The sequence below is a fragment of the Dyella sp. 2HG41-7 genome (genome assembly GCF_021390675.1).
In the GTDB taxonomy this organism is placed as follows: domain Bacteria; phylum Pseudomonadota; class Gammaproteobacteria; order Xanthomonadales; family Rhodanobacteraceae; genus Dyella_B.
Map to the genome: position 1 here is coordinate 372,315 of NZ_JAJEJV010000004.1, position 18,364 is coordinate 390,678.

Sequence of the window (18,364 nt, forward strand, 5' to 3'; positions counted from 1 at the left end):
CATCCTTCCCTCTCCAAACTCCTAACCGCTCTTTAGGCGACCGATGGACATCCCTGATGTTGTTAGCGGAAAAGTTTCCGCTTTGGGTCGAAAGCGGGCATTACGCTGCGCGCCAAGGGATGACCTTGGCAACCAACACGAATGCTATGTATGCGGCTGGCGTGGTTAGCACGCCCAGCCCGAAACGGGCCCAATAATTCGTGGGGCTTCGAAGAAAAGAGAGTGCCAGCCCTCCCAATGCAACCGCCAGATAGGGCGCGAAAGTCATCACCCACATTGCATAGAACGCAAAGATGTCTGACTTTTCCCTTGAAATAAGATAGCTAACCGCTATCGCGCCGTACAAACACAGCGCGGGAAAGAGCGCTCCAAGTATGACGATGGCCCTTGGTCGAACTCGGGGCCTTAGCGCCATGAATATAAGCAACCCGACTGGAATGCCAAGCTCCAGGGCGATCGCACCAATGGTCAAGGTTGTCTCAGTCATGCTCCATCCGCTTAGAGACCGACTATTTGCATTCCGCCCGCTTCGGATCGGCAGTGGACATTACGGCCGCATGATTGCGTAGGTAGAAACCGTACCGTCATTATCAAGCATCACTAGCCTGGACGCAGAAGCACTGATAAGTGCCGTTCCCTCATCGGCGCCATAGCCAATCTTCAGTCGATTGCCGTCAATTTTCCAAACGCGATTAGGTCTGCTATGGGTCGAATGCGGACATTCGAGCGGCAATGAAGCGACTACGACTTGACGATGTGACCGCCCACCATGCCAAGAATCATTTCCCGCGTCAGGCGAATTCCATGAGTCTGACCAGGATTAACAGCGGCTTCGCATTGGCCAGTTTTGATGATATCTAAAAGTCTTGGCCAAAGCAGATGACCTGGTACTAAGGCAAGAGTTGCTTGAGGGGCATTTAGCGACAGTACGAACTCTCGGTGAGTGAATAAAGGTAGTTCATGCACCTTGTTATCTGCTGGGTAGCTCAGAAAATGCATTGCTGCCACATTATGCTCGGTTCCTGCTTTAACCAGAACCCAAAACTGAGCTTCAGCTAGCTGCTGATATAAAACGACAACGCGAGAAGGGTCGCTCCTCAATTTTTGCAAAGTATCGACTAGGTAGTCTTGTGGCTGCATAAGGTCACTACTCGTTGATATTTTTAAATGACTGCTTCGGGTCGGAAGCGGACCTTAATCAGCCCGACAGTCTGCAACCTCTTTCCCGACATCATCGAGAAGTGCCATAAAATCGCGCAACGGGACAGTCAACTGTGTTGGCCTATCTTTTCTCACAACGTCGACGAAAAGCTCAACTTCGAGCACTCTATCCGAGCGCTCATTTCGCACACGACAGAGCACTTGTGCGTCGTATGAGATTTCTGCGGCCAAGTATTCGAAGTCCATCGGGCTTACAAAATCCACTGTAAAACCGGACATGAAACACTCCATTCCATTCAACTAGCTTGCAATGTCCGCTTTGGGTTGCGGTCTCAATGGGTCAATGCAACACCTAAAGAGTGAGAAAACAGCCGCATTTTGTGATGGCACCTAGATCTGAGTTCATCAAGAGGTAGCCAGACGCTTGGAAATGGCTAAATTTAAGGTGAGATACGACAAGGTGACAATTCCATGGGCAGCCGGGAAAAGCGCTTGGCGTCTAGCCCCTTACACGCGCTACCGTTGAGGTGTTGCGTTGACCGGTTGAAATCGCAGTCGAAAGCAGACATTAAGCCTATTCGATTAGCTGAACCACCCGCCCGTTTCTCAGCGCAGTTTAGGTAGGTCCACGGCACAGGTTGATGACATGCTCGATAGCGGCAACCACCACGTCGGGCCGTTCCTTCTGGACGTAGTGCCGGCTCGGCACTTGGATGAACTGACCTCGCGTCGATTCCTCGGCTATATGGCGCATTTGCTCGCTATTCCACGACAGGAACGATCGTTGCTCGGGCGTTGGCGTGCCCTTGAATGTGATCGACTTGAACCAGTCGGCCGAAATCACGGCCAGAGGCAGGTCGCCGAGCGAGTGCTCCGCCAGGGCGATACTTCGACCGTCCGTCGAGTCCCCGTCACTATCGATGGGGTAAAACAAGTTCTGTCGTTCCGAGAAAAGGGTCGCCTGGTAGATCGAGTGCGCTTCCATGCTTCGGATGGTTTGCGCCAGCAGCCGTTCGTTTGGATCTTGTTGGTTGTCGATGGTATCCAGACACTTCAAGAGGTCCTCGCCATCCGGTTTCAAAACATGCTGCTGCGCTGCGCGTCGGCAATTTTCCAATTGCTGTCCTCGCGCGAGATAGTTTTCGTACTTGTGGACGTAATTCGCTGTGGTTTTTGGTGAGAGCTTCTCTGTGACGGTTGGGTCTACCAAGACCAGACCTGCAACGCGACTTGAGTGTTCGTAGGTGAAAAGCCGCACATTCAATCCACCGCGAGAATGTCCAACTAGGATCACGCGATCACCCAGATTGGCGTTATCGATCAGCGCCAACAAATCGTCGACTGCCGCTTGCGCTGTCGCGCGCCGCTCGACGACGTCGCTGAAAAAATAGTTCGCGCGGTCATAGGTGCATGCGCGCGTCGTTTTTGCAATCTCCCCTTGCACCGTGCGCCAGCCCAACGTGCCGTCACCCATCCCCGAATCAAAGAGCACGGTCGGCGCCCCTTCTCCGACACAGTAGAGATTGAGTCGCCGTCCGGGTGCGACGACGACACGTTCTTGCGGATGCGTGTATGCCGATGCCGGAAGCGAATCTGATGGATCTGCGCGTGCCGTGAAGCCTATTAACGTGCCAAAAACCGATAGAGCGGCAAGAAGAAAACGAAAATGCGTCATGCGAAAGTCCTTGTCGTCCGGCGTCAACAGGCGCTTTGATGCGTATGACTCGAAAAACGTTTAGCGTCGCGGTGTCCGCTACGGGTTACTGAAGTCCATCGGCGACGCACTCGGCGCTGCCGAGAATTCTGAAAGGGTCAGCTCTGGGTTGATGGAGGGCCTTAATACACATTCAACCGAGGGAAATTCCCCCCAATCAAGAACCGAAGAACTAGCTCGCTCCGAGCTGGTTTCTGCTGCTGTAACGATGGCGCAAACAAACTCAAATCTTTCCCTAGTCGCGCCCAATCAAGCAACACTCTCAAAGGAGTGCGGCCCAGAGCTTCGAAGCGTCGCCAACGCACGCGCTATTTCCGCTTCATCGGGCTGTGAAGACACATCCCTACATCAAGGTGCACTTCATCTCCCTACCAGGACGCTGATGCGCGCGATGGAGCCCATCACAGATAGCCTTCGGGCGGATCTCGTCGGGCGTCGGTTGGCTTTGCGTTGTCGCGCGCCCCCTTCTTCTTCGCTTGCTTCGCGTCTTGTTGTTTCTTCTTAGCCAGTTCGCGCTGGCGCTTTTCAAATGAATAGTTTGGCTTTGCCAAGTACGTTGTCTCGTTTAGTCAGTAAAGTTGTGAACGACGATCAATGATGCTTTTTTACCGCATGGCGACCCCTATTTATTACTCAAGGGTTGCTTTGGTCTCGTCAAAAACAGGGTTCCCATCCGCAGCTATTTCCGCTACTTCGACTTTGCCACGACGCTTTTCATAGTCGGCGCGTACGGCGTTGCAATACGGCCCACCCATCGCGAATCGACGGCAAGCGGCCGGACGATTCTCATAGATTCCACAACGCATCTGTGCGCGATCCATGGCAACGCACCACCCGTCAGCGCCGTGAGCCATGACTAGGTGTCCTTGCGAACCTCGTGCCATGTAGTGAGCTGGAACATTGTCTTCAGGCTCCAGAAAAACCGTCAGGCGACAGCACACCGCGTCACATGTCGAGCATTGCGCTTTGCCTTTTGTGGACTCATTAGATGAAGTCATGCCTGCGCAATGGTGGGAGCGGCGTCACATCAATGCTCCCGAACACTGCCCTCCTAGCAGAGGTGGTTGGTGCCCGAGATGACGGGCAAAATTGTCATCGCAAATGCTTGCGCGGAGCGAAAGAATGGTAAGAGCGATATCGCCATCCATAGTACACCATGAACGCCAAGCAGGGCCTCGTATCGACAACGCGGAATTGAAATTAATAAGGACAATCCGCACGAATGACTGTGAAGTCGCACCATCTAGAAATAGCCCGAACTGCTATTTGACGTATGCAACCTATAAATAGAGAGTACAGTTCATGCACTTACCCACGCTGCGGACACCCACATGAGCGATTCCACTAAGCCCCTAACGGCTGCCGCCATTCACTCCATTTACTCCGGCCAAAAAGTAACGCTCGACTCCGCGCAACCTCATAAGTTCGGGAAAACGAATCGTTTTGCGCGCGAACCATCACACTCTGGGAAAGCGCCGTCGGACCCCAAGGTCGCCAACAAACTTCCTAAACGCGGTTGGTGACCCGGTGCGTGATGACGCCAAAGAAAGTCGGCTATACGCAACAAATTCGGCATTTGCCCAGATAATCACTCTTTGAGCATCCCTTTTTCGTGGATAAGCGTCTCTCAAGGAGGAGAGCACGCAACGTACAAATCCATTGGCGACTAGATCTTAATTTGCCATCTGCGTCGACGGCCTTTATTGTGCGCGTGCTGAGTTTCAAGGGTTACCCTGAATTACCCGCCGATGCGGTAGTTAGCGGTTTCACTACACCGTGCACTCGCAGTCTCCTTGCGACCAGCCTATCCGCCGAGCGCGGCTTTACTCGTTACTAGGAAACAACATGTCTCAGCAAGAAACCGGCACTGTAAAATGGTTCAACGACGCCAAGGGTTTTGGCTTTATCAGCCGCGACCAAGGCGGTGATGACCTATTCGTGCATTTCCGTGAGATCCAGTCCCAGGGCTTCAAAAGCCTGGCCGAAGGTCAGAAGGTCTCTTTCAACGTGACTCAGGGCCAGAAAGGACTGCAAGCTTCGCAGGTCCACGTGATCTGAAGCGGCGCGCCCCCGCGCCCCTTCCCAGAACAATACGCCTGGCTCTGTGCCGGGCGTATTGCTTCGTTAAACCGACAAAATTGACTGTTTCAGTTTGGTCCGCTTCGGGTCGAAAGCGGACCTTACCGGCTCATTCGCACTCTACTTAGCCCCCTGCCTTACGAAGCTACAGAGCTCAGGTCGCTCCCACACCCCATTGTGTGACGTGGGCACATGTAACCACCTAGTCGGCCCGCTTGGAAGCGCCGCCACTAAGGCGCGGGTGCGTGCAGATGAAATAATTTCATCTTGGTCCGCCTGCAAAACCGCCACCGACACTCCGCGGAGTTGCGCAACCGCAGCAGCACTATTGTACGTATCCTTCATTAGCAGTCGCACGGGCAGGTACGGAAAGTGATCGCGTGCGACAAGATCCAAACGATCATACGGGGTCACCAGCAACAACTGGTCCGGCTGCGCCTGCGCCGCAACCTGTGTCGCAACTCCAGTACCTAGACTGATACCAATGATGCCTACGGTGCGATGCGTTTCCCTGACTTGTCTAACGAGCGCGATGCCATCAGCGACCAAGGCTTTTTCACTGGGAGATCCTTCCTGTCCCTCATAACCTCTATATGGCATCAAATATATCGCGCGGGTTGTGCAGTCACGCCATTCGTCCCCAACGGGATTCAACGCTAATGCATTACCCCCAAACACTACCCATGCAGAGTCTGCTTCGGGATGGACAATCCATCCGTGAAGTGTGATGTCGGGCCGCTCAACAACGAGCTTGCCCCAAGGGGCTGATGCAGGTGGCGCAGGGTAAATCAAACTGTTTTGGGCTAAGAACAAAGCCCCGAGGAAAATTCCGGCGAGAACGATGGCTGCCAAGATCACCTCAAATAGTCTCTTTGCTATTTGCTCCCTTCGCATGATCCCTATCCTTAGTTCCTATGTCTGCTTTGGGTCGAAAGCAGACGTCTTGTCGAACACGTTGATTCAATCGGTGATCATGCCAAGTGCTTTCTCCCCCGCCTCGGCAGCCTGGACATGGGAGTGATTTGAGCAGATCAGTGCTATCGACCTTAGTTTGGTAGATGGACGCTTGGCAATCTCAATGGCTACGGCTTCACCAAAGAAGAAGTTTTCATGCGTCGCAAGCTTTTCGAGGAGCTTGGTATCCGACAAATCCATGGAGGGTATGAGGGCCAGGGCGACATCGGCGTCCTCGGCAGTTCCTTCGATGAGGCTATCAATTAGGTGCGAGAGAGCGCCTTGATCGCTGGCGCAGGGCGACACATCTGGATGTAGCTCAGACAGGGAAATTTGGCGTGCTTGTGTTTCCTTTGCAGCTACGAGTAGTTCAGAGAGACTGGAAAAGACGACGCGTGAATCTCCGTCATGGGACAAGCTCAGAACTTGCCCTTCGAATGGATGATGGCATAGCAGGACATGGTGATTGCTTGTTTCCGGATCGTCGAGCACAAACCCATCAAGTAAACGAATGATGGGGTGGGAAGAAAATGTCCCGGTGAGGGCTTCGGCGCTTTCCCGTTTGATTAGGTTCAACTCGAATTGAAGCAAACCGGAATATTTACCGGTATCAACGTCAGCGAAGTACGACTCAATGCCCATACTGTCGTTTGCGGGAAATCGCCGAATCGCGGATCGGTTTTTTAGCGCCGGTTCCGGAATTGCGCTTCGTCCCATGAAACGACTGGCGACGTAGGTTAGCCCGATAATTACTGCAAGAAAGATAGGCAGACTCAGAGCAGAAAGGACGCCCCATCCATGAAGATAAAACGGCGTCGACAAACCAGCCCAAACTGCGAGCAGTAGTAGGTATTCGATAGCACCCCAGTGGGCCATGGATTTCTGAAATGCACGAATCGCGATGCTTAGCTTTGCCATCGAGTACGCCCGATATTGATTTCCATTTCTTTGTCCGCTTTGGGTCGAAAGCCGACATCAAACATTGATCTCGGTAACGGCGAGTTCGTCTACGGTTTTCGAACCACTAGGTGCCTGATTGCTTCAACGTGAGTTCCTTCCGAGAAAGCTTAATGACTCGCTCATTGTCAAAAACTACTGTTATTTCGCTAGACACGGTGAAGCAGTCGTCTGAAGTCGAGACAACACGTATGACACCGTTAAACTCATCCATTTGTCGAACATAAGAAGCCCCATGGCCCGCCGAAGCGTGAAGTTCCTCCACTTCGGAAATTGCCCTCGTAACCTCGATATTCCAGTCAGGTGGAATACCGACAATTGATTCGATGTGCCCGCAAGGTATCACCACCTTGAAGCCCTCTATCTGCTCATCCTGATTAAGCGCCAGGTGCGGAAAAAAGAGCCTATAGGCGTGTGAATGCGGAGCTGCCATTGATGCGGCTGAAGACAAAAAACTAAAAATGACTGCGAAAATCATCCCAAAACGCCAAACGCTGTTCATGACGGAAATACCCTGTCGCATGTCCGCTTCGGGTCGAAAGCGGACCATCCTTGCTACTCAGTCAGCCCAGCCAAATGTCAACGACGTGATCCGGGTGAAAGTGGAGGCGATGACCCGAAGAGATTTTTGAACTGTATTTTGGGTCATTGTCTAGCTCGCCAATCCAATGATCACCCACCCGCTCTACGACTACCACCCACATCCTTTCGGTGTCGTAGTCCTCTCCTGATCCGCTCGGTTCACCGAACCTAAAGGACAATTTTACGATGTCCCCCTGCCGCAAAGAATTTCGACGTTCAGGGGATGGGATGAGATAGGTTGACGGATAAATTTCAGCAAGCTTCACAGCGTTATCAAGAAAGAATCCGTCTCGCTTAAAGTCCGGAAATACCGTGGACATCCTTCCTCCGGCTAGTGATAAACGTCACCATTATTAAATACAGTCAACTCATCATTGCAATGTCCGCTTTGGGTTGCGGATTCAGCCGGTCGATAGGTGAATCCGATGTCCTTACAAACATGCGACAAACGGAATCACCACAAACCCAGGAGATCGCCAATTAGACCAACACCTAAGATGCTACCCATCCCACCATTGAAGGCAACACACATCCAAAAAACAGGGGCGTTCTCCGACCGCTTCCATTGAGTAACGGTGGTCCCTGAAATAGCGCCGTTGCGGACTCCCGATATGGCTGTGAATACGAGATAGCCACAAAAGCCAATTCCAAGCATATCAATCCCCGACTTACCTAATAGTCGCTCAAAAAAATGTGGATGTGCTTTGTCATAGCAAATAGCGATGAAGCCGGCGATAAGTGCGATATTGATCACCCATGTGCGAATGGGTGAATTACCTGTGTTCTCTTCTTCGCTACCCAACATGATCGCTTCCTCAATACGTTGACTCGGGTGGCATGTCCGCTTCGGGTCGAAAGCGGACGAGAGCTGGCCGATGAACTAGCCAAGATGCGGTTAGTTCAGATCAATTTGACAACAACAAAAATCAGCGCAGCGGCGCCAATCAGAATACCCACCCAGCCATAAATCACTGCGTCCCTTCCGGAGTAGTGCGTCACATGTCCGCCCTTGCTTCTGGTTCGCACTTCGCGCTTTACCACGCCCTTCACGCCGCCGGCTAAGGCGATGACGCCGAATACAAGCCAGAACCAGCCGGCATCGCCGCTGAAAAAGTTGGCACTAATTTGTTCCATATTCCTCTCGACCAACCATCACGCCCCCTTTAAAAACTGTCCGCTTCGGGTCGAGAGCGGACGTCATGGAGATAAGTGCTCAGCCCGCTCCAAGAACAGGCTCTGCAACTCGCCTGCAAGATTTCGCGCGCCATAAGTCAATCGGAATTCACCGTCGGCGCCTTCCAATGCACACGTTCCATCGATAACGCCCAACACATTGGCGGTCGTATCGATGGCGACCTGGCGGGTCAGCTCAATAAGCACTTCGCGTTGATCGGAGGTCAGGTCGCTGAAGACCGTTAGTACGCGCTGCCAATAGGGGTCGGATGCCTTACTGGGGTCGGTGTTCAATAAAATGGCGCGATAGGTTGCGTTGTTCTCCTCCACGACAGCAGCGTTGAGTTTTGAAACAAAGCTCTCGGGTGTCATATCGGTTCCCTCGCCGTATCGAGATCGTTGGTCTTACATGCTGCGCATCTGCTCCGCATCGAAAGCGTACATCATCGTCTACGTATTGGTTTATGGCTTCAACGTGAGTCGTGAAGCTGGCTGCGGGCTCTCAACTACCGGATATTCGTCACGAATCGAATTGCGTATCCGATGCCGCCTGCCGCCAAGTATTTATTTCTTGCTTTAGTCGGGCGATTTTGTCTTCGATGCGCGAAAAGGCATCCGGCCCCAGGGGGAGCCGAAGTGGCGGGGCATTCGACTCGATCGCATCGATAATCACCGCGACCGCCTTACCGGGGTCACCCGATTGCGTGCCACTCCGAGTAGAGACCGCGTGCCGCATGACCCCTGCGGTTTGCGCGTAATCATCGATCATTTTCGCAGCTTGTTTGATCGACGATGAGGACAGGAAATCCGTGCGGAAATAGCCGGGCTCGACGATGGTGACGCCAATGCCAAAGGGCTTCAGCTCGATCTCCAACGCTTCTGACAAACCCTCGACCGCGAACTTCGAGGCATTGTAGAGACCGTTTCCCATCGAGCCGGTGATGCCTCCAATCGAGGAGAAGTTGACAATATGTCCGCTTCGATTGGCGCGAAAGTGCGGAAGCACCGCGCGAATGACATTCCACGTGCCAAAGAAATTGGTTTCGAACACGTGTCTGGCTTCGTCGGTGGAAACTTCCTCGACCGCGCCCACGAGACCGAAGCCGGCATTATTGACGACGACATCGATACGACCCGCCCTGGTGATGGCTTTGGCGATCGCATCGTGCGTTTGCTTCTCATCCGATACGTCCAGCGGCAATTCAAATAGATTTTGATGCGACGGGCCGGAGGCGCCGTTTCTGCTGGTGCCAACCACCGTGTGGCCGCGACGGAGAAGTTCTTCGCAAAGTGAGCGTCCAAACCCGCGCGAGACCCCCGTAACAAACCAGTTTTTCTTCGTCATGAATAAACTCCGCGTATCTAGACTGCCATCCAGCATTTCTGATTACTCACGCCATCGAGAGTAGTCGCTCTTGAACAACAGCAAAGCGGCCAAGGCAATCATCGTTACGAATGTGGGCGCCAGCAGAAAATCCGAATCGTATTGCGGCAAAGCGACGGCCAAGACATTTTTGACAATGAAACACGCCCCGGCCAGCAGAAGCAACGCGCCGATCCATTTTGGAAAACATGGCGAACGATAGAACAGGTATCCTCGCAACGCGGTCGCTACGCCGTAGAAAACCATAAACACAGTTCCGCCATAACCGTATAACGTCAATGCCGAATAAATAAACAAAGCGCTTTGGTCGAACGTAAAGTGCTTTTGCACCGCGCCATCCAGAACAGGCACCGACGCCATAAAGTAAAAAAGTTCGCTTGTGGCGAACGTCGCGGTGGAAACAATTCCGAAAAATGCCGCCAACAGCGATAACGCGGAACTTATCGGTCGCAGAAGCAGGTAGAAAATCCAAATAAGCGTTATGTCGCAGAGCGCTTCGATCAAGTAAGCCAAAAAGCTGAGTCGAAAAAGCGCGGCCGACGCGGCGACATTTTTAGCCGTCGCCATCGGATCGGTCGCGACAAGCAATTTGCCAGGTACATAAACTTCAGCGAAGCCGCCGGCAAAAATCGAAATCGCGACCAACACACCAGCGAAAGCAGCGAGACGGCGGGCCTGCAATGCATTCATCGGATCGATCCTCCCACGCAACGGATCCATAAAGCGTCGGGTTTGGGTTGTGGTTTCAATGGGGCGACGCAATACCCAAGCCTTGTTTCCGCAAACGCTGAATTAAGGTAACTGAAGATAATGTGGATTGGCCTGATTAAGGCAAACCCACGACTGCGCGCTGGCTGTCCAAATGTCCAGCGTCGGCTGAAACTCCGAAGCATTGTCCAGCGTAGTAAAACGAACGGACATGAAATCCGGGTTAGCGTCGCCGCTCGTGAACAATGGGGAGCCGCATTGAGGGCAAAAGCTGCGTGTTGCGACAGCGCCACTGCTCGCACAAACCGAATAAGTTTTAGGCGCGCCCGCAATCGCCATACCCGAGGTGGCGACAATGAAGCCCGATGCGAATGGTGCGCCACTAGAACGCTGGCAGTCCAGACAATGGCAATTGAGCATCGCGACGGGCTTGAGCGAGCATGTGTAACGAATCGCCCGGCATGCGCACCCGCCGGTAAATGGAATAGTCATATTGAAACTTCCTTTGCTACCTAACGACCGAACAGACGAACGTGCGTGTCTGGTTATACATTCGCGAGCACTGGCTGGGTGGCGCGAAAAATAATGTGTTTTTATGGATTATTTCGCCCGAAATCCGGCTAGTAATCCGGCACGGAGGCGTGCCATAAGTTATGGCACTCAACCAATAGAATGCTTGAGTACTAACGTCAAGGAGAAGGAATCGATGAGCTATTCCGTTCGTCTAGCAACTGTCAGCGACACTGAGACGCTAGTGCGGTTCACCATCGCCGAGGCCGGGGATGCGGAAGGCGCCGAAATCGGCGCGAATGTCCGAGTGGGCGTGCTCACGGCTTTGGAGGACAACGCTTATGCAACCTACTGGGTTTTAGAGGACGACGGCGTCGTCGTTGGAAGCGTCTCCGTCGTTAAAGAGTGGAGCGATTGGAATGCAGGTTACTACTGGTGGATACAGAGCATGTTCATCGAGCCTGCTCACCGAGGAAAGGGCCTGATCAAATTGCTGCTCGAAACGGTCCGGCGAGTAGCTGCAGACGCCAATGCGCTTGAGCTCCGGCTCTATGTTCATAAGGACAATTCTGCGGCCATTCGTGCGTATATGAAAAACGGCTTTGGTCCATCCGATTATCAAATCATGACGATGAAGGTCGCAGAGCGCGCGAGATGATCAGGTTCCTTCAAAGCGGCCGACGTCTTTAATGACAGTGCCCGCTACGTCAGCTTTGGGTCGGAAGCGGCATTAGCAATTAAAACCATATCCCGCATCATCGAGATGAATAACGAATGGCCTGAGCTTTCGTAATGACACGCTAAGTTCCGGTTAGCGGAGACGAGTCGGCCACCCAACTCTGATCAGCGTGTCGTCAGGAGCATTTAGAGCGAACTCATACATGCCCCACGGCTTGTCGCTCGGATCGCTGTCGATTTCACCACGAAATGCAGCCGCAAGCTCATCGACATCCTTGCGGTAGAGGTAGAGTCCAAATGGATTGCTTCCCGGCACCAGCCACCCTTCCGAAGCTTGATTGAGATGGATTTGAGCCCCGAATTCATCGGTCAGCATTCGATAGTCCTGGAAACTTTCTTGCTCGCGCTTGAAGCCAAGCCGGACGAAAAACGCCTCGGTACGATCAAGATCATTGCACGGCAAAATGGCGATAAGGCTCGACGTCATGTAGCAATCCCTCGTGTAGACGTTTCTTTGTACCCTGAGAACATGCGCGTTCGGTTGGATTTAGACTGGTCTGAAGTGATCGCTTTGGGTCAAAAGCGGACATTACGTTATACGTCAAATGTATTTCCACATACGTCGCGGGAACGGCTATAACTTCCTCGGGAAAGGACTTGGTGCGGTCGTGAACTTTCGCGATCGCGCGTATCGGTTTGAGAGTGCCGCCCACTTGGTCCGAGTTACCCGGACATTGCAATTTAGAATGTCTCTCGACATTGGCGGCGCCAATGTCGAGGGGGCGCTACGGCGCTACTCCCGGCTATTCGGCTGACCGTAGGCGCGCAATCATCGTTCATCGGTCTTCACGCCATTTCCACATTGTTGCGTGATAGTTTCGAAAAAGTATCGGGGAATTCAGGAATTCATTTGCGTCGGCCAGGAACGGCCAATTCGCTGCGCCACATCATGGCCGTCGGGCTTTCTGGCGTCCCTTTGGTGTTTCTATTGGTTTACTAACTCTCTGGCTTCGTGCTGGTGCGTTTCATCGTGCTTTTTATCAGCAATCGAACGGTAGTTCGATCGACGGTGAGTTGCGCACCCGTTTTGTTGCCGCATGGCCTATTGGCTTTTTTTGAATCGCACGGGTGAAGCGCCTTCGGTGATTCGATCAGGGTGCAAACCTTAGTTAATGGGATGAATGAGATAGCCAGTGTGCTGTGCTTTTGATTGCTCGAATGTCATCGAAATAAAAGCCATCAGCTGTATCACTTCAACAAGGAAGGAATCCATATGCGCTTTAAAAATTATCGTTTAGGTTACCTGCTGGCGTGCAGTGCGTTGTCGCTGGCTGCCATGTCTTATACGGACGCTGCTTTCGCGGCACCGGTCACCGGAACGGCAAAAGTCCGGCTGACGCACGTGTTCGCGACGCTGCAGACCGGGCAGCCTGACCAGAAGCCGGAGGATATCGCCGCTTGCCGCAAGCAGGTGTCCTCGCCGAATTCCCGCTATCTGGGCATTACGGTCAGCACGCGTTATTCGGTCGATCCACAATCGATGATCATGAGTGCATCGTCGATGCTGCCGTCTCCGCAAGCCACCAAGCCGGTAATACTCACGATCAAGCTGGCGCCGCTTGGCATTCAGGGTCAGTACGCGTTCGGCGCGTTCCGTCCTGCGGCAATGCCGGATACTTACGTGCTGTACTCGATGGGCACCGATTTCAAGGGCGCCAAGTCCTCGATCCTGGTTCTCAACGAGGGCAAGGCTTTTAATTGCCTGGTTACCAGCGACGCATCGCCGTTCAGCGGTGGCGTGAGCGAAAAGCTCGGGGCTGATCAGAAATAAGGCATACGCACACCGGTGCGCTTCAATGGCGCTCGCGAGCACTTGGCGCGCTATGCTTTTGCATAGCGCGCCATCTCCTCTTCAAGATCACGGGTTTAACTTCTTCGCTGGCCATCAAAGATGTCCGCTTAGGTCGAAAGCAGACACTATTGCTTAGCCCGTATTCGCCCCAAGAAGCTCGGAAAAGTTGAGCGGGAGCCCGGAACTCGCCAACGCGACGCCTGTAAATCGTAGGTCAGCAGTGACTTCAACGCTCGCAAAATGCGGAATTGGAAAAGCCACGAGTTGATCGGCCGATTCGAATTCGGCTTCCGCCAAAATAAGCCCGGAAAGCTCGCCTTCAAATTCGTCGATGGCAACCACAACGCCGGACTCCTCGGGTAAACGATGCCGAAGCTTTTGCACGCGGTTTCCCGGGAGTGCGTTGGAAAGCACGCGAAATTCGTCATCGGATAAATAAATCGACGTGATAAGTCGCGTGTAGGCATCCACATCGGCTTTACGGGTCAGTCGGAGAATGGCCGGGGCGCCCGACAATGGCTGCGCTTGCCGGAGTCGAAGACGCGCGCCGGTGACGTAGATATCCGTGATGCGCTCCGTTCGCAGCTCAAGCCCTTCGGGTATCGCGTTGCATAGCCATCGACGCTCGCGCTCGACCGCCATGTATTTGGTGGTATGAAATCCAAGCGACGCGGCCACGTGTTTATCGATATCCATCATTTCCTCGGAATGCGTGGGTCTTCCTACTCGGAAAACAGCGATTCGCATAGGGGAATCAAAATGCGTTCGTGCATGATGAAAGCCCCGATCCGATATGGCCAGCGCCTATTCTTCGATTTCAGCGGCGGGAATATGGAGATCGTTAGTTTCCACGCTATCCGCATAATGCGGGCCGATGGGTCTGGCCCGTATCGCGGAACCAACGGCCGGCGTCGCCGCCATCGTTTTTGCCAAAGAAGGGACCGCTTTGTTGGCGAAACCCAGGGTTCAAGTAGCGCCGCGGTCGTCGTGATGGTGCGGCATTGCGTGAGCGATAGGTCGTTCGTTCTCATGCTGTGCGAAGCAGGGCGCCCTGTCGGGCGCTCTGCAGATGTATCGACAATACTGACGCGTAGTTAGCCGATTACGGTTAATGCGACTTCGCGTCGACGTTTGCATTGCCGTTCGTTTGCGCCGCCGTGGAGACGTTGCCACGGGACGAACCGTTTACTGCGCTGACGTGTGCGTTGGAGTCAGCTTGGTCGCTGGTGGTAGCCGAAGCACTCCGATTCGAGGCCGATCCCGCAGCATTCGCACTTCCGTGGGCGTTGCCACCGATAGCCGCACCGCTCAATGACTGCGATGCCTGCTCACCCGCCTGCGTGCCGCCTGAAGCCGCGCCCGAACCCGCAACGCTGCCGGCTGCATTCGCGTTCTGCGCACCGGAAGCAATCGCCGATGCCGAACCCGCAGCTGTTTGCTTGGTCGCACTCACGCCAGCATCGGCTGCGTTGCGTCCGTTTGCCACCGCGGTAGCGCCGGCGTTATGCGCCTGATCGATCGCGCTTTCGCCGTCGCGTTTTGCCGTCGAAGCATCCGAACGTGCCTGGTCTGCAGCATTACCTGCGGTATGCGTCGCCGACGTTGTCGTCGTTGCCGCGCGCTGGCGCAGGCGGTCAGCGCGTTGTTGCGCGGCTTGCGTGTTGATATCGGGAAAACCGACATGGCCCATGCCCTGCGCGCTACCGCCAATCTGGCCACCCACGTGGCCCATCGTGGATTGAACGCCGCCGCCCAGTCCGCCGCCGGCGCGGCCGCCAAGTACCTGCGCGTTCGCCGTTGCCACGGTGACCAACGCAAGCGCGCCGGCGCGCAGCGCGATGGAAAGCGTCTTGTTGTTGCGGATGATGTTACGCATGAGTGGGTCTCCTGCCTGGAGCGAATGCCCGGCTTGCAGTAGTCCCTACGACGGCGATGCGCGGATCCTTCCGCCGCTGATCGGCGATGGTTGTCGCGCGTTCAGGTTATGGCGACAGCAGCCCGTGGCCGCAACGCGCGTCATGACTGGACGCATCAAGCGGATGCGCTTCGCCGATCAAGTGTTGCAACACCTGCGCAGAAGCGCCCGGCGTCGGAGCATCCAGCACGCGGGTCGCCATGCGCGCAACGATCGGCGCCGCAAACGATGTGCCGCGCAGCATCGCGCGACCGCTGCCGACGACGCCGGATGCGCAGAAGGCGACTTGATCGCCACTGGCCGATTCCGGCAGCACGCGATCGTGGGCGTCGACGCCACCGACGCCGATCACGCCCGGATACGCCGCCGGAAACAACGGCGGTGCGGCGGGACCATCGTTGCCAACCGCGCTAATGAGTACATAGCCCTGAGCGAGCATCGCTTGCACGGCGCGCGCGAGTACCGGGTTATCGGGCCCAACCAAGCTGATATTGATCACGGCGACATGCTCGTGCGCCATCCATGCGAGCGCCTCCACCAATTGCGAGGTCGCGCCGCCGACGGTATCGCCGCACCAAAGATCGGCCGCGTACAACGTATCCGCATCGCCGCCGACAAGGCGCGCCGCGACCGCGGTGCCGTGTCGAGATGGCTTCGGTGCGCTGCAACCGTGCTGTTCGATATGCGCGTGGGTCAAAGCGGAATCCGTCGGGTCGACGCCGCTATCGATCAAACCGACGCGCCGTGTCGATGTCGACGCCGCGGATACGGAAGACGCCGTTGCAGGGTTTTCATCGAGGCTACTGGCAGGCAAATAGATGTGCTGATACGTGAACGTTGCGTTGGGCGCGGCCTGCTCCAGTGCATGCATAGCCTGCGCGGTACGGCGGTTGCGCGCATCGTGCAATACCAGAAAATCCAGCTCCGGCAACGCCTCCATCGAGGATTGCTGTTCCTTCGTGAAACCCAGCGCCAACACGGCATCGAGCGAAGCGCCCGACAGGTTCATGGCGAGAAATTCACCGCGCAGGATCGGCGCGCCCTGCGGATCGACGTCGACGCGTCGGCGGTCGTTGCGAAGCAACGTATCGATTTGCAACTTCCGGGTGAGCGCGAGGTGTTGTTGCAGCAGATCGTCGACGTTTTGTGTATTCACGCCGGACACCGCGTTCGGCAAGCCCGTATTGATGGGGAGCTGCTGCAAACCTGGCAAACGCTGGACGGCCCCAAGTGCTTGCGCATGCACGGGCGCAGCACGCATCAGGGTCAGCACGATGGTCAACGCTGTCATCGACAAACAGGAGATACCGCGCAAGCGCATTGCCAAGGCCTCCGGAGCAATCGGGCCGGATGCTAGCATGGCCCCGCTTTATGCCTTTGAACTGCGCCGAACCGCTCCATGGAAGGAATCCGCCCTTTCAAACGTAATGCTAGGTGATGCGTGACTTCGAACGACACGATGCGCGAAGGACTGATTGCGTTGCTGCCGCGCCTGCGTCGGCTGGCGCGCGCTTTGGCGGGGCAGGCGGCCGACGCGGACGATTTGGTGCAAGTGGTGTTGGAGCGCGCCCTGGCGCGTGCCGAACAATGGCGGCCGGATGCCGCGCTGGACAAATGGGTGTTCGCGATCGCACGCAACGCGTGGCGCGACGAGCTGCGCGCGCGCAACCGATCGCAACACCTGTTTGCGCCCGAGGAAGCGGGCAGCTTGGTGGCCGATGGCGCCGCCGCGCCGCCTGCGCAGCGGTTGGAACTGGCGATGGCGTTGGCGGCGCTTCCGCCGGATCATCGGGAAGTAGTGGCGTTGGTTTTGGTGGAAGGCATGTCGTATAGCGAGGCTGCCGACGTGCTGGAGGTGCCCGTAGGAACCGTCACCAGCCGACTCGCGCGCGCCCGCGCCACCTTGCAGGACCATCTCAGGACAGACGCATGAATCCGATCGACGACGCGATGTTGCAAGCCTATGTGGACGGCGAACTCGACGCGCCCGCCGCAGCGCGCATCGATGCCGCGCTTGCGCACGACGAAGCGCTTGCCCGACGCGTGCAGCAGGCGCGCGAGGTACGCAAGCAGTTGCAGGACATGTTCGATCCGGTGCTGGAAGAAACTGTGCCTGCGCATCTGTCTGCGTTGTTGCAACCATCGACATCGAAGGCGAGCGCGACCGTTGCTCCTTTCGTTCCATCGGCGACTAAAGGCGACGCGCACGCCACGCGCAGCCGTACGGCGCGCCGTCGCTGGTTGCCGGGAGTCGCGCTGGCGGCATCGTTGCTGCTGGCCGCTGTTACTGCGTGGTGGTGGCATGCCAACGCAAGCCTCACGCGCATGCAGAACGGCGAACAGTACGCAGCCGGCGTGCTCGCCCATTCACTCGACCGCGCGCTGGCGAGCGAACCGGATGCGCAAGCCCCGATCGCCATCGGCCTGACCTTTCGCGGCGCCGACGGAAACATCTGTCGGACCTTCGTCGTACGCACGCCACCCATGCGCGCGGGTCTTGCTTGCCGCAGCGATGCGGGATGGGCGTTGCCCGTGCTCGGACCGGCGGAGGCCTCCGAAAACGGCGAGCTGCGCCAAGCCGCCAGCGCATTGCCGCCCGATGTGCAGACAGCGGTGGACCAACGCTTGCGCGGGAATGTCTTCGATGCAAAACAGGAGCGCGCAGCGCGCGCTGCCGATTGGCGTTAATCGCTGAGC

General features: G+C 55.5%; 24 protein-coding genes. 5 read left to right on the top strand and 19 right to left on the bottom strand.

Features of this window, described 5'->3' with window-relative positions; translation table 11 throughout:
- Nucleotides 1-100: 100 nt before the first annotated feature.
- From L0U79_RS03075 to L0U79_RS03100, 6 genes are all read right to left on the bottom strand, one after another.
- Complete coding sequence (locus tag L0U79_RS03075) at nucleotides 101-487, bottom strand: hypothetical protein (RefSeq protein ID WP_233840424.1); 387 nt, start codon at nucleotides 485-487, stop codon at nucleotides 101-103.
- Between the two features lie 254 nt (nucleotides 488-741).
- The gene (locus L0U79_RS03080) at nucleotides 742-1,140 is read right to left on the bottom strand and encodes an SseB family protein (RefSeq protein WP_233840425.1); all 399 of its coding nucleotides are present in this window, start codon (nucleotides 1,138-1,140) and stop codon (nucleotides 742-744) included.
- 54 nt (nucleotides 1,141-1,194) lie between these two features.
- Complete coding sequence (locus tag L0U79_RS03085) at nucleotides 1,195-1,440, bottom strand: hypothetical protein (protein WP_233840426.1); 246 nt, start codon at nucleotides 1,438-1,440, stop codon at nucleotides 1,195-1,197.
- A gap of 337 nt (nucleotides 1,441-1,777) precedes the next feature.
- The gene (locus tag L0U79_RS03090) at nucleotides 1,778-2,836 is read right to left on the bottom strand and encodes an alpha/beta hydrolase (RefSeq protein WP_233840427.1); all 1,059 of its coding nucleotides are present in this window, start codon (nucleotides 2,834-2,836) and stop codon (nucleotides 1,778-1,780) included.
- A gap of 440 nt (nucleotides 2,837-3,276) precedes the next feature.
- Nucleotides 3,277-3,426, bottom strand: coding sequence for a hypothetical protein (locus L0U79_RS03095; RefSeq protein ID WP_233840428.1), 150 nt, complete (start codon nucleotides 3,424-3,426; stop codon nucleotides 3,277-3,279).
- 78 nt (nucleotides 3,427-3,504) lie between these two features.
- Nucleotides 3,505-3,873: a YkgJ family cysteine cluster protein gene (locus tag L0U79_RS03100; RefSeq protein WP_233840429.1), complete on the bottom strand. Its 369-nt coding sequence runs from the start codon at nucleotides 3,871-3,873 to the stop codon at nucleotides 3,505-3,507.
- Between the two features lie 847 nt (nucleotides 3,874-4,720).
- On the opposite strand from L0U79_RS03100, the gene L0U79_RS03105 reads away from it, so the two are divergent.
- Complete coding sequence (locus L0U79_RS03105; RefSeq protein WP_233840430.1) at nucleotides 4,721-4,933, top strand: cold-shock protein; 213 nt, start codon at nucleotides 4,721-4,723, stop codon at nucleotides 4,931-4,933.
- A 141-nt stretch (nucleotides 4,934-5,074) separates the two neighbouring features.
- Here the strand turns inward: L0U79_RS03105 and L0U79_RS03110 are convergent, their stop codons facing one another.
- The 9 genes from L0U79_RS03110 to L0U79_RS03150 form a co-directional block, all read right to left on the bottom strand.
- Nucleotides 5,075-5,848, bottom strand: coding sequence for a hypothetical protein (locus tag L0U79_RS03110; protein ID WP_233840431.1), 774 nt, complete (start codon nucleotides 5,846-5,848; stop codon nucleotides 5,075-5,077).
- Nucleotides 5,849-5,914: 66 nt separating this feature from the next.
- Nucleotides 5,915-6,826 (bottom strand): hypothetical protein, encoded by a 912-nt coding sequence (locus L0U79_RS03115; RefSeq protein ID WP_233840432.1) that lies wholly within the window; start codon nucleotides 6,824-6,826, stop codon nucleotides 5,915-5,917.
- 106 nt (nucleotides 6,827-6,932) lie between these two features.
- Nucleotides 6,933-7,367: a hypothetical protein gene (locus tag L0U79_RS03120; protein ID WP_233840433.1), complete on the bottom strand. Its 435-nt coding sequence runs from the start codon at nucleotides 7,365-7,367 to the stop codon at nucleotides 6,933-6,935.
- A 534-nt stretch (nucleotides 7,368-7,901) separates the two neighbouring features.
- Nucleotides 7,902-8,252, bottom strand: coding sequence for a hypothetical protein (locus tag L0U79_RS03125; RefSeq protein WP_233840434.1), 351 nt, complete (start codon nucleotides 8,250-8,252; stop codon nucleotides 7,902-7,904).
- Between the two features lie 95 nt (nucleotides 8,253-8,347).
- Nucleotides 8,348-8,581, bottom strand: a complete 234-nt coding sequence (locus tag L0U79_RS03130) for a hypothetical protein (protein WP_233840435.1) — start codon at nucleotides 8,579-8,581, stop codon at nucleotides 8,348-8,350.
- A 63-nt stretch (nucleotides 8,582-8,644) separates the two neighbouring features.
- Complete coding sequence (locus L0U79_RS03135; protein WP_233840436.1) at nucleotides 8,645-8,992, bottom strand: hypothetical protein; 348 nt, start codon at nucleotides 8,990-8,992, stop codon at nucleotides 8,645-8,647.
- 148 nt (nucleotides 8,993-9,140) lie between these two features.
- Nucleotides 9,141-9,965, bottom strand: a complete 825-nt coding sequence (locus L0U79_RS03140) for an oxidoreductase (protein ID WP_233840437.1) — start codon at nucleotides 9,963-9,965, stop codon at nucleotides 9,141-9,143.
- A 42-nt stretch (nucleotides 9,966-10,007) separates the two neighbouring features.
- Complete coding sequence (locus L0U79_RS03145) at nucleotides 10,008-10,694, bottom strand: DUF4386 domain-containing protein (protein ID WP_233840438.1); 687 nt, start codon at nucleotides 10,692-10,694, stop codon at nucleotides 10,008-10,010.
- A gap of 102 nt (nucleotides 10,695-10,796) precedes the next feature.
- Entirely contained in the window at nucleotides 10,797-11,204 is a 408-nt protein-coding gene (locus L0U79_RS03150; RefSeq protein WP_233840439.1) for a GFA family protein, read from the bottom strand.
- 214 nt (nucleotides 11,205-11,418) lie between these two features.
- Between L0U79_RS03150 and L0U79_RS03155 the strand changes: the two genes are divergently transcribed.
- A complete protein-coding gene (locus L0U79_RS03155) occupies nucleotides 11,419-11,880 on the top strand; it encodes a GNAT family N-acetyltransferase (protein ID WP_233840440.1) in 462 nt (153 codons plus the stop codon).
- Between the two features lie 153 nt (nucleotides 11,881-12,033).
- Here L0U79_RS03155 and L0U79_RS03160 read toward each other — a convergent pair whose 3' ends face one another.
- Nucleotides 12,034-12,387 (bottom strand): hypothetical protein, encoded by a 354-nt coding sequence (locus L0U79_RS03160; protein WP_233840441.1) that lies wholly within the window; start codon nucleotides 12,385-12,387, stop codon nucleotides 12,034-12,036.
- An 849-nt stretch (nucleotides 12,388-13,236) separates the two neighbouring features.
- On the opposite strand from L0U79_RS03160, the gene L0U79_RS03165 reads away from it, so the two are divergent.
- Nucleotides 13,237-13,731, top strand: a complete 495-nt coding sequence (locus L0U79_RS03165; RefSeq protein WP_233843819.1) for a hypothetical protein — start codon at nucleotides 13,237-13,239, stop codon at nucleotides 13,729-13,731.
- A gap of 153 nt (nucleotides 13,732-13,884) precedes the next feature.
- On the opposite strand, the gene L0U79_RS03170 is transcribed toward L0U79_RS03165, so the two are convergent.
- The 3 genes from L0U79_RS03170 to L0U79_RS03180 form a co-directional block, all read right to left on the bottom strand.
- Nucleotides 13,885-14,448: a hypothetical protein gene (locus tag L0U79_RS03170; RefSeq protein WP_233840442.1), complete on the bottom strand. Its 564-nt coding sequence runs from the start codon at nucleotides 14,446-14,448 to the stop codon at nucleotides 13,885-13,887.
- Nucleotides 14,449-14,860: 412 nt separating this feature from the next.
- The gene (locus L0U79_RS03175) at nucleotides 14,861-15,628 is read right to left on the bottom strand and encodes a hypothetical protein (protein ID WP_233840443.1); all 768 of its coding nucleotides are present in this window, start codon (nucleotides 15,626-15,628) and stop codon (nucleotides 14,861-14,863) included.
- A 106-nt stretch (nucleotides 15,629-15,734) separates the two neighbouring features.
- A complete protein-coding gene (locus L0U79_RS03180; protein ID WP_233840444.1) occupies nucleotides 15,735-16,988 on the bottom strand; it encodes a S8 family serine peptidase in 1,254 nt (417 codons plus the stop codon).
- A 120-nt stretch (nucleotides 16,989-17,108) separates the two neighbouring features.
- Here L0U79_RS03180 and L0U79_RS03185 point away from each other — a divergent pair, with 120 nt between their 5' ends.
- Nucleotides 17,109-17,600 (top strand): RNA polymerase sigma factor, encoded by a 492-nt coding sequence (locus L0U79_RS03185; RefSeq protein WP_233840445.1) that lies wholly within the window; start codon nucleotides 17,109-17,111, stop codon nucleotides 17,598-17,600.
- The gene (locus L0U79_RS03190; protein ID WP_233840446.1) at nucleotides 17,597-18,355 is read left to right on the top strand and encodes a hypothetical protein; all 759 of its coding nucleotides are present in this window, start codon (nucleotides 17,597-17,599) and stop codon (nucleotides 18,353-18,355) included. Before L0U79_RS03185 ends, L0U79_RS03190 begins: the two co-directional genes overlap by 4 nt.
- The last annotated feature ends 9 nt before the right edge of the window (nucleotides 18,356-18,364 follow it).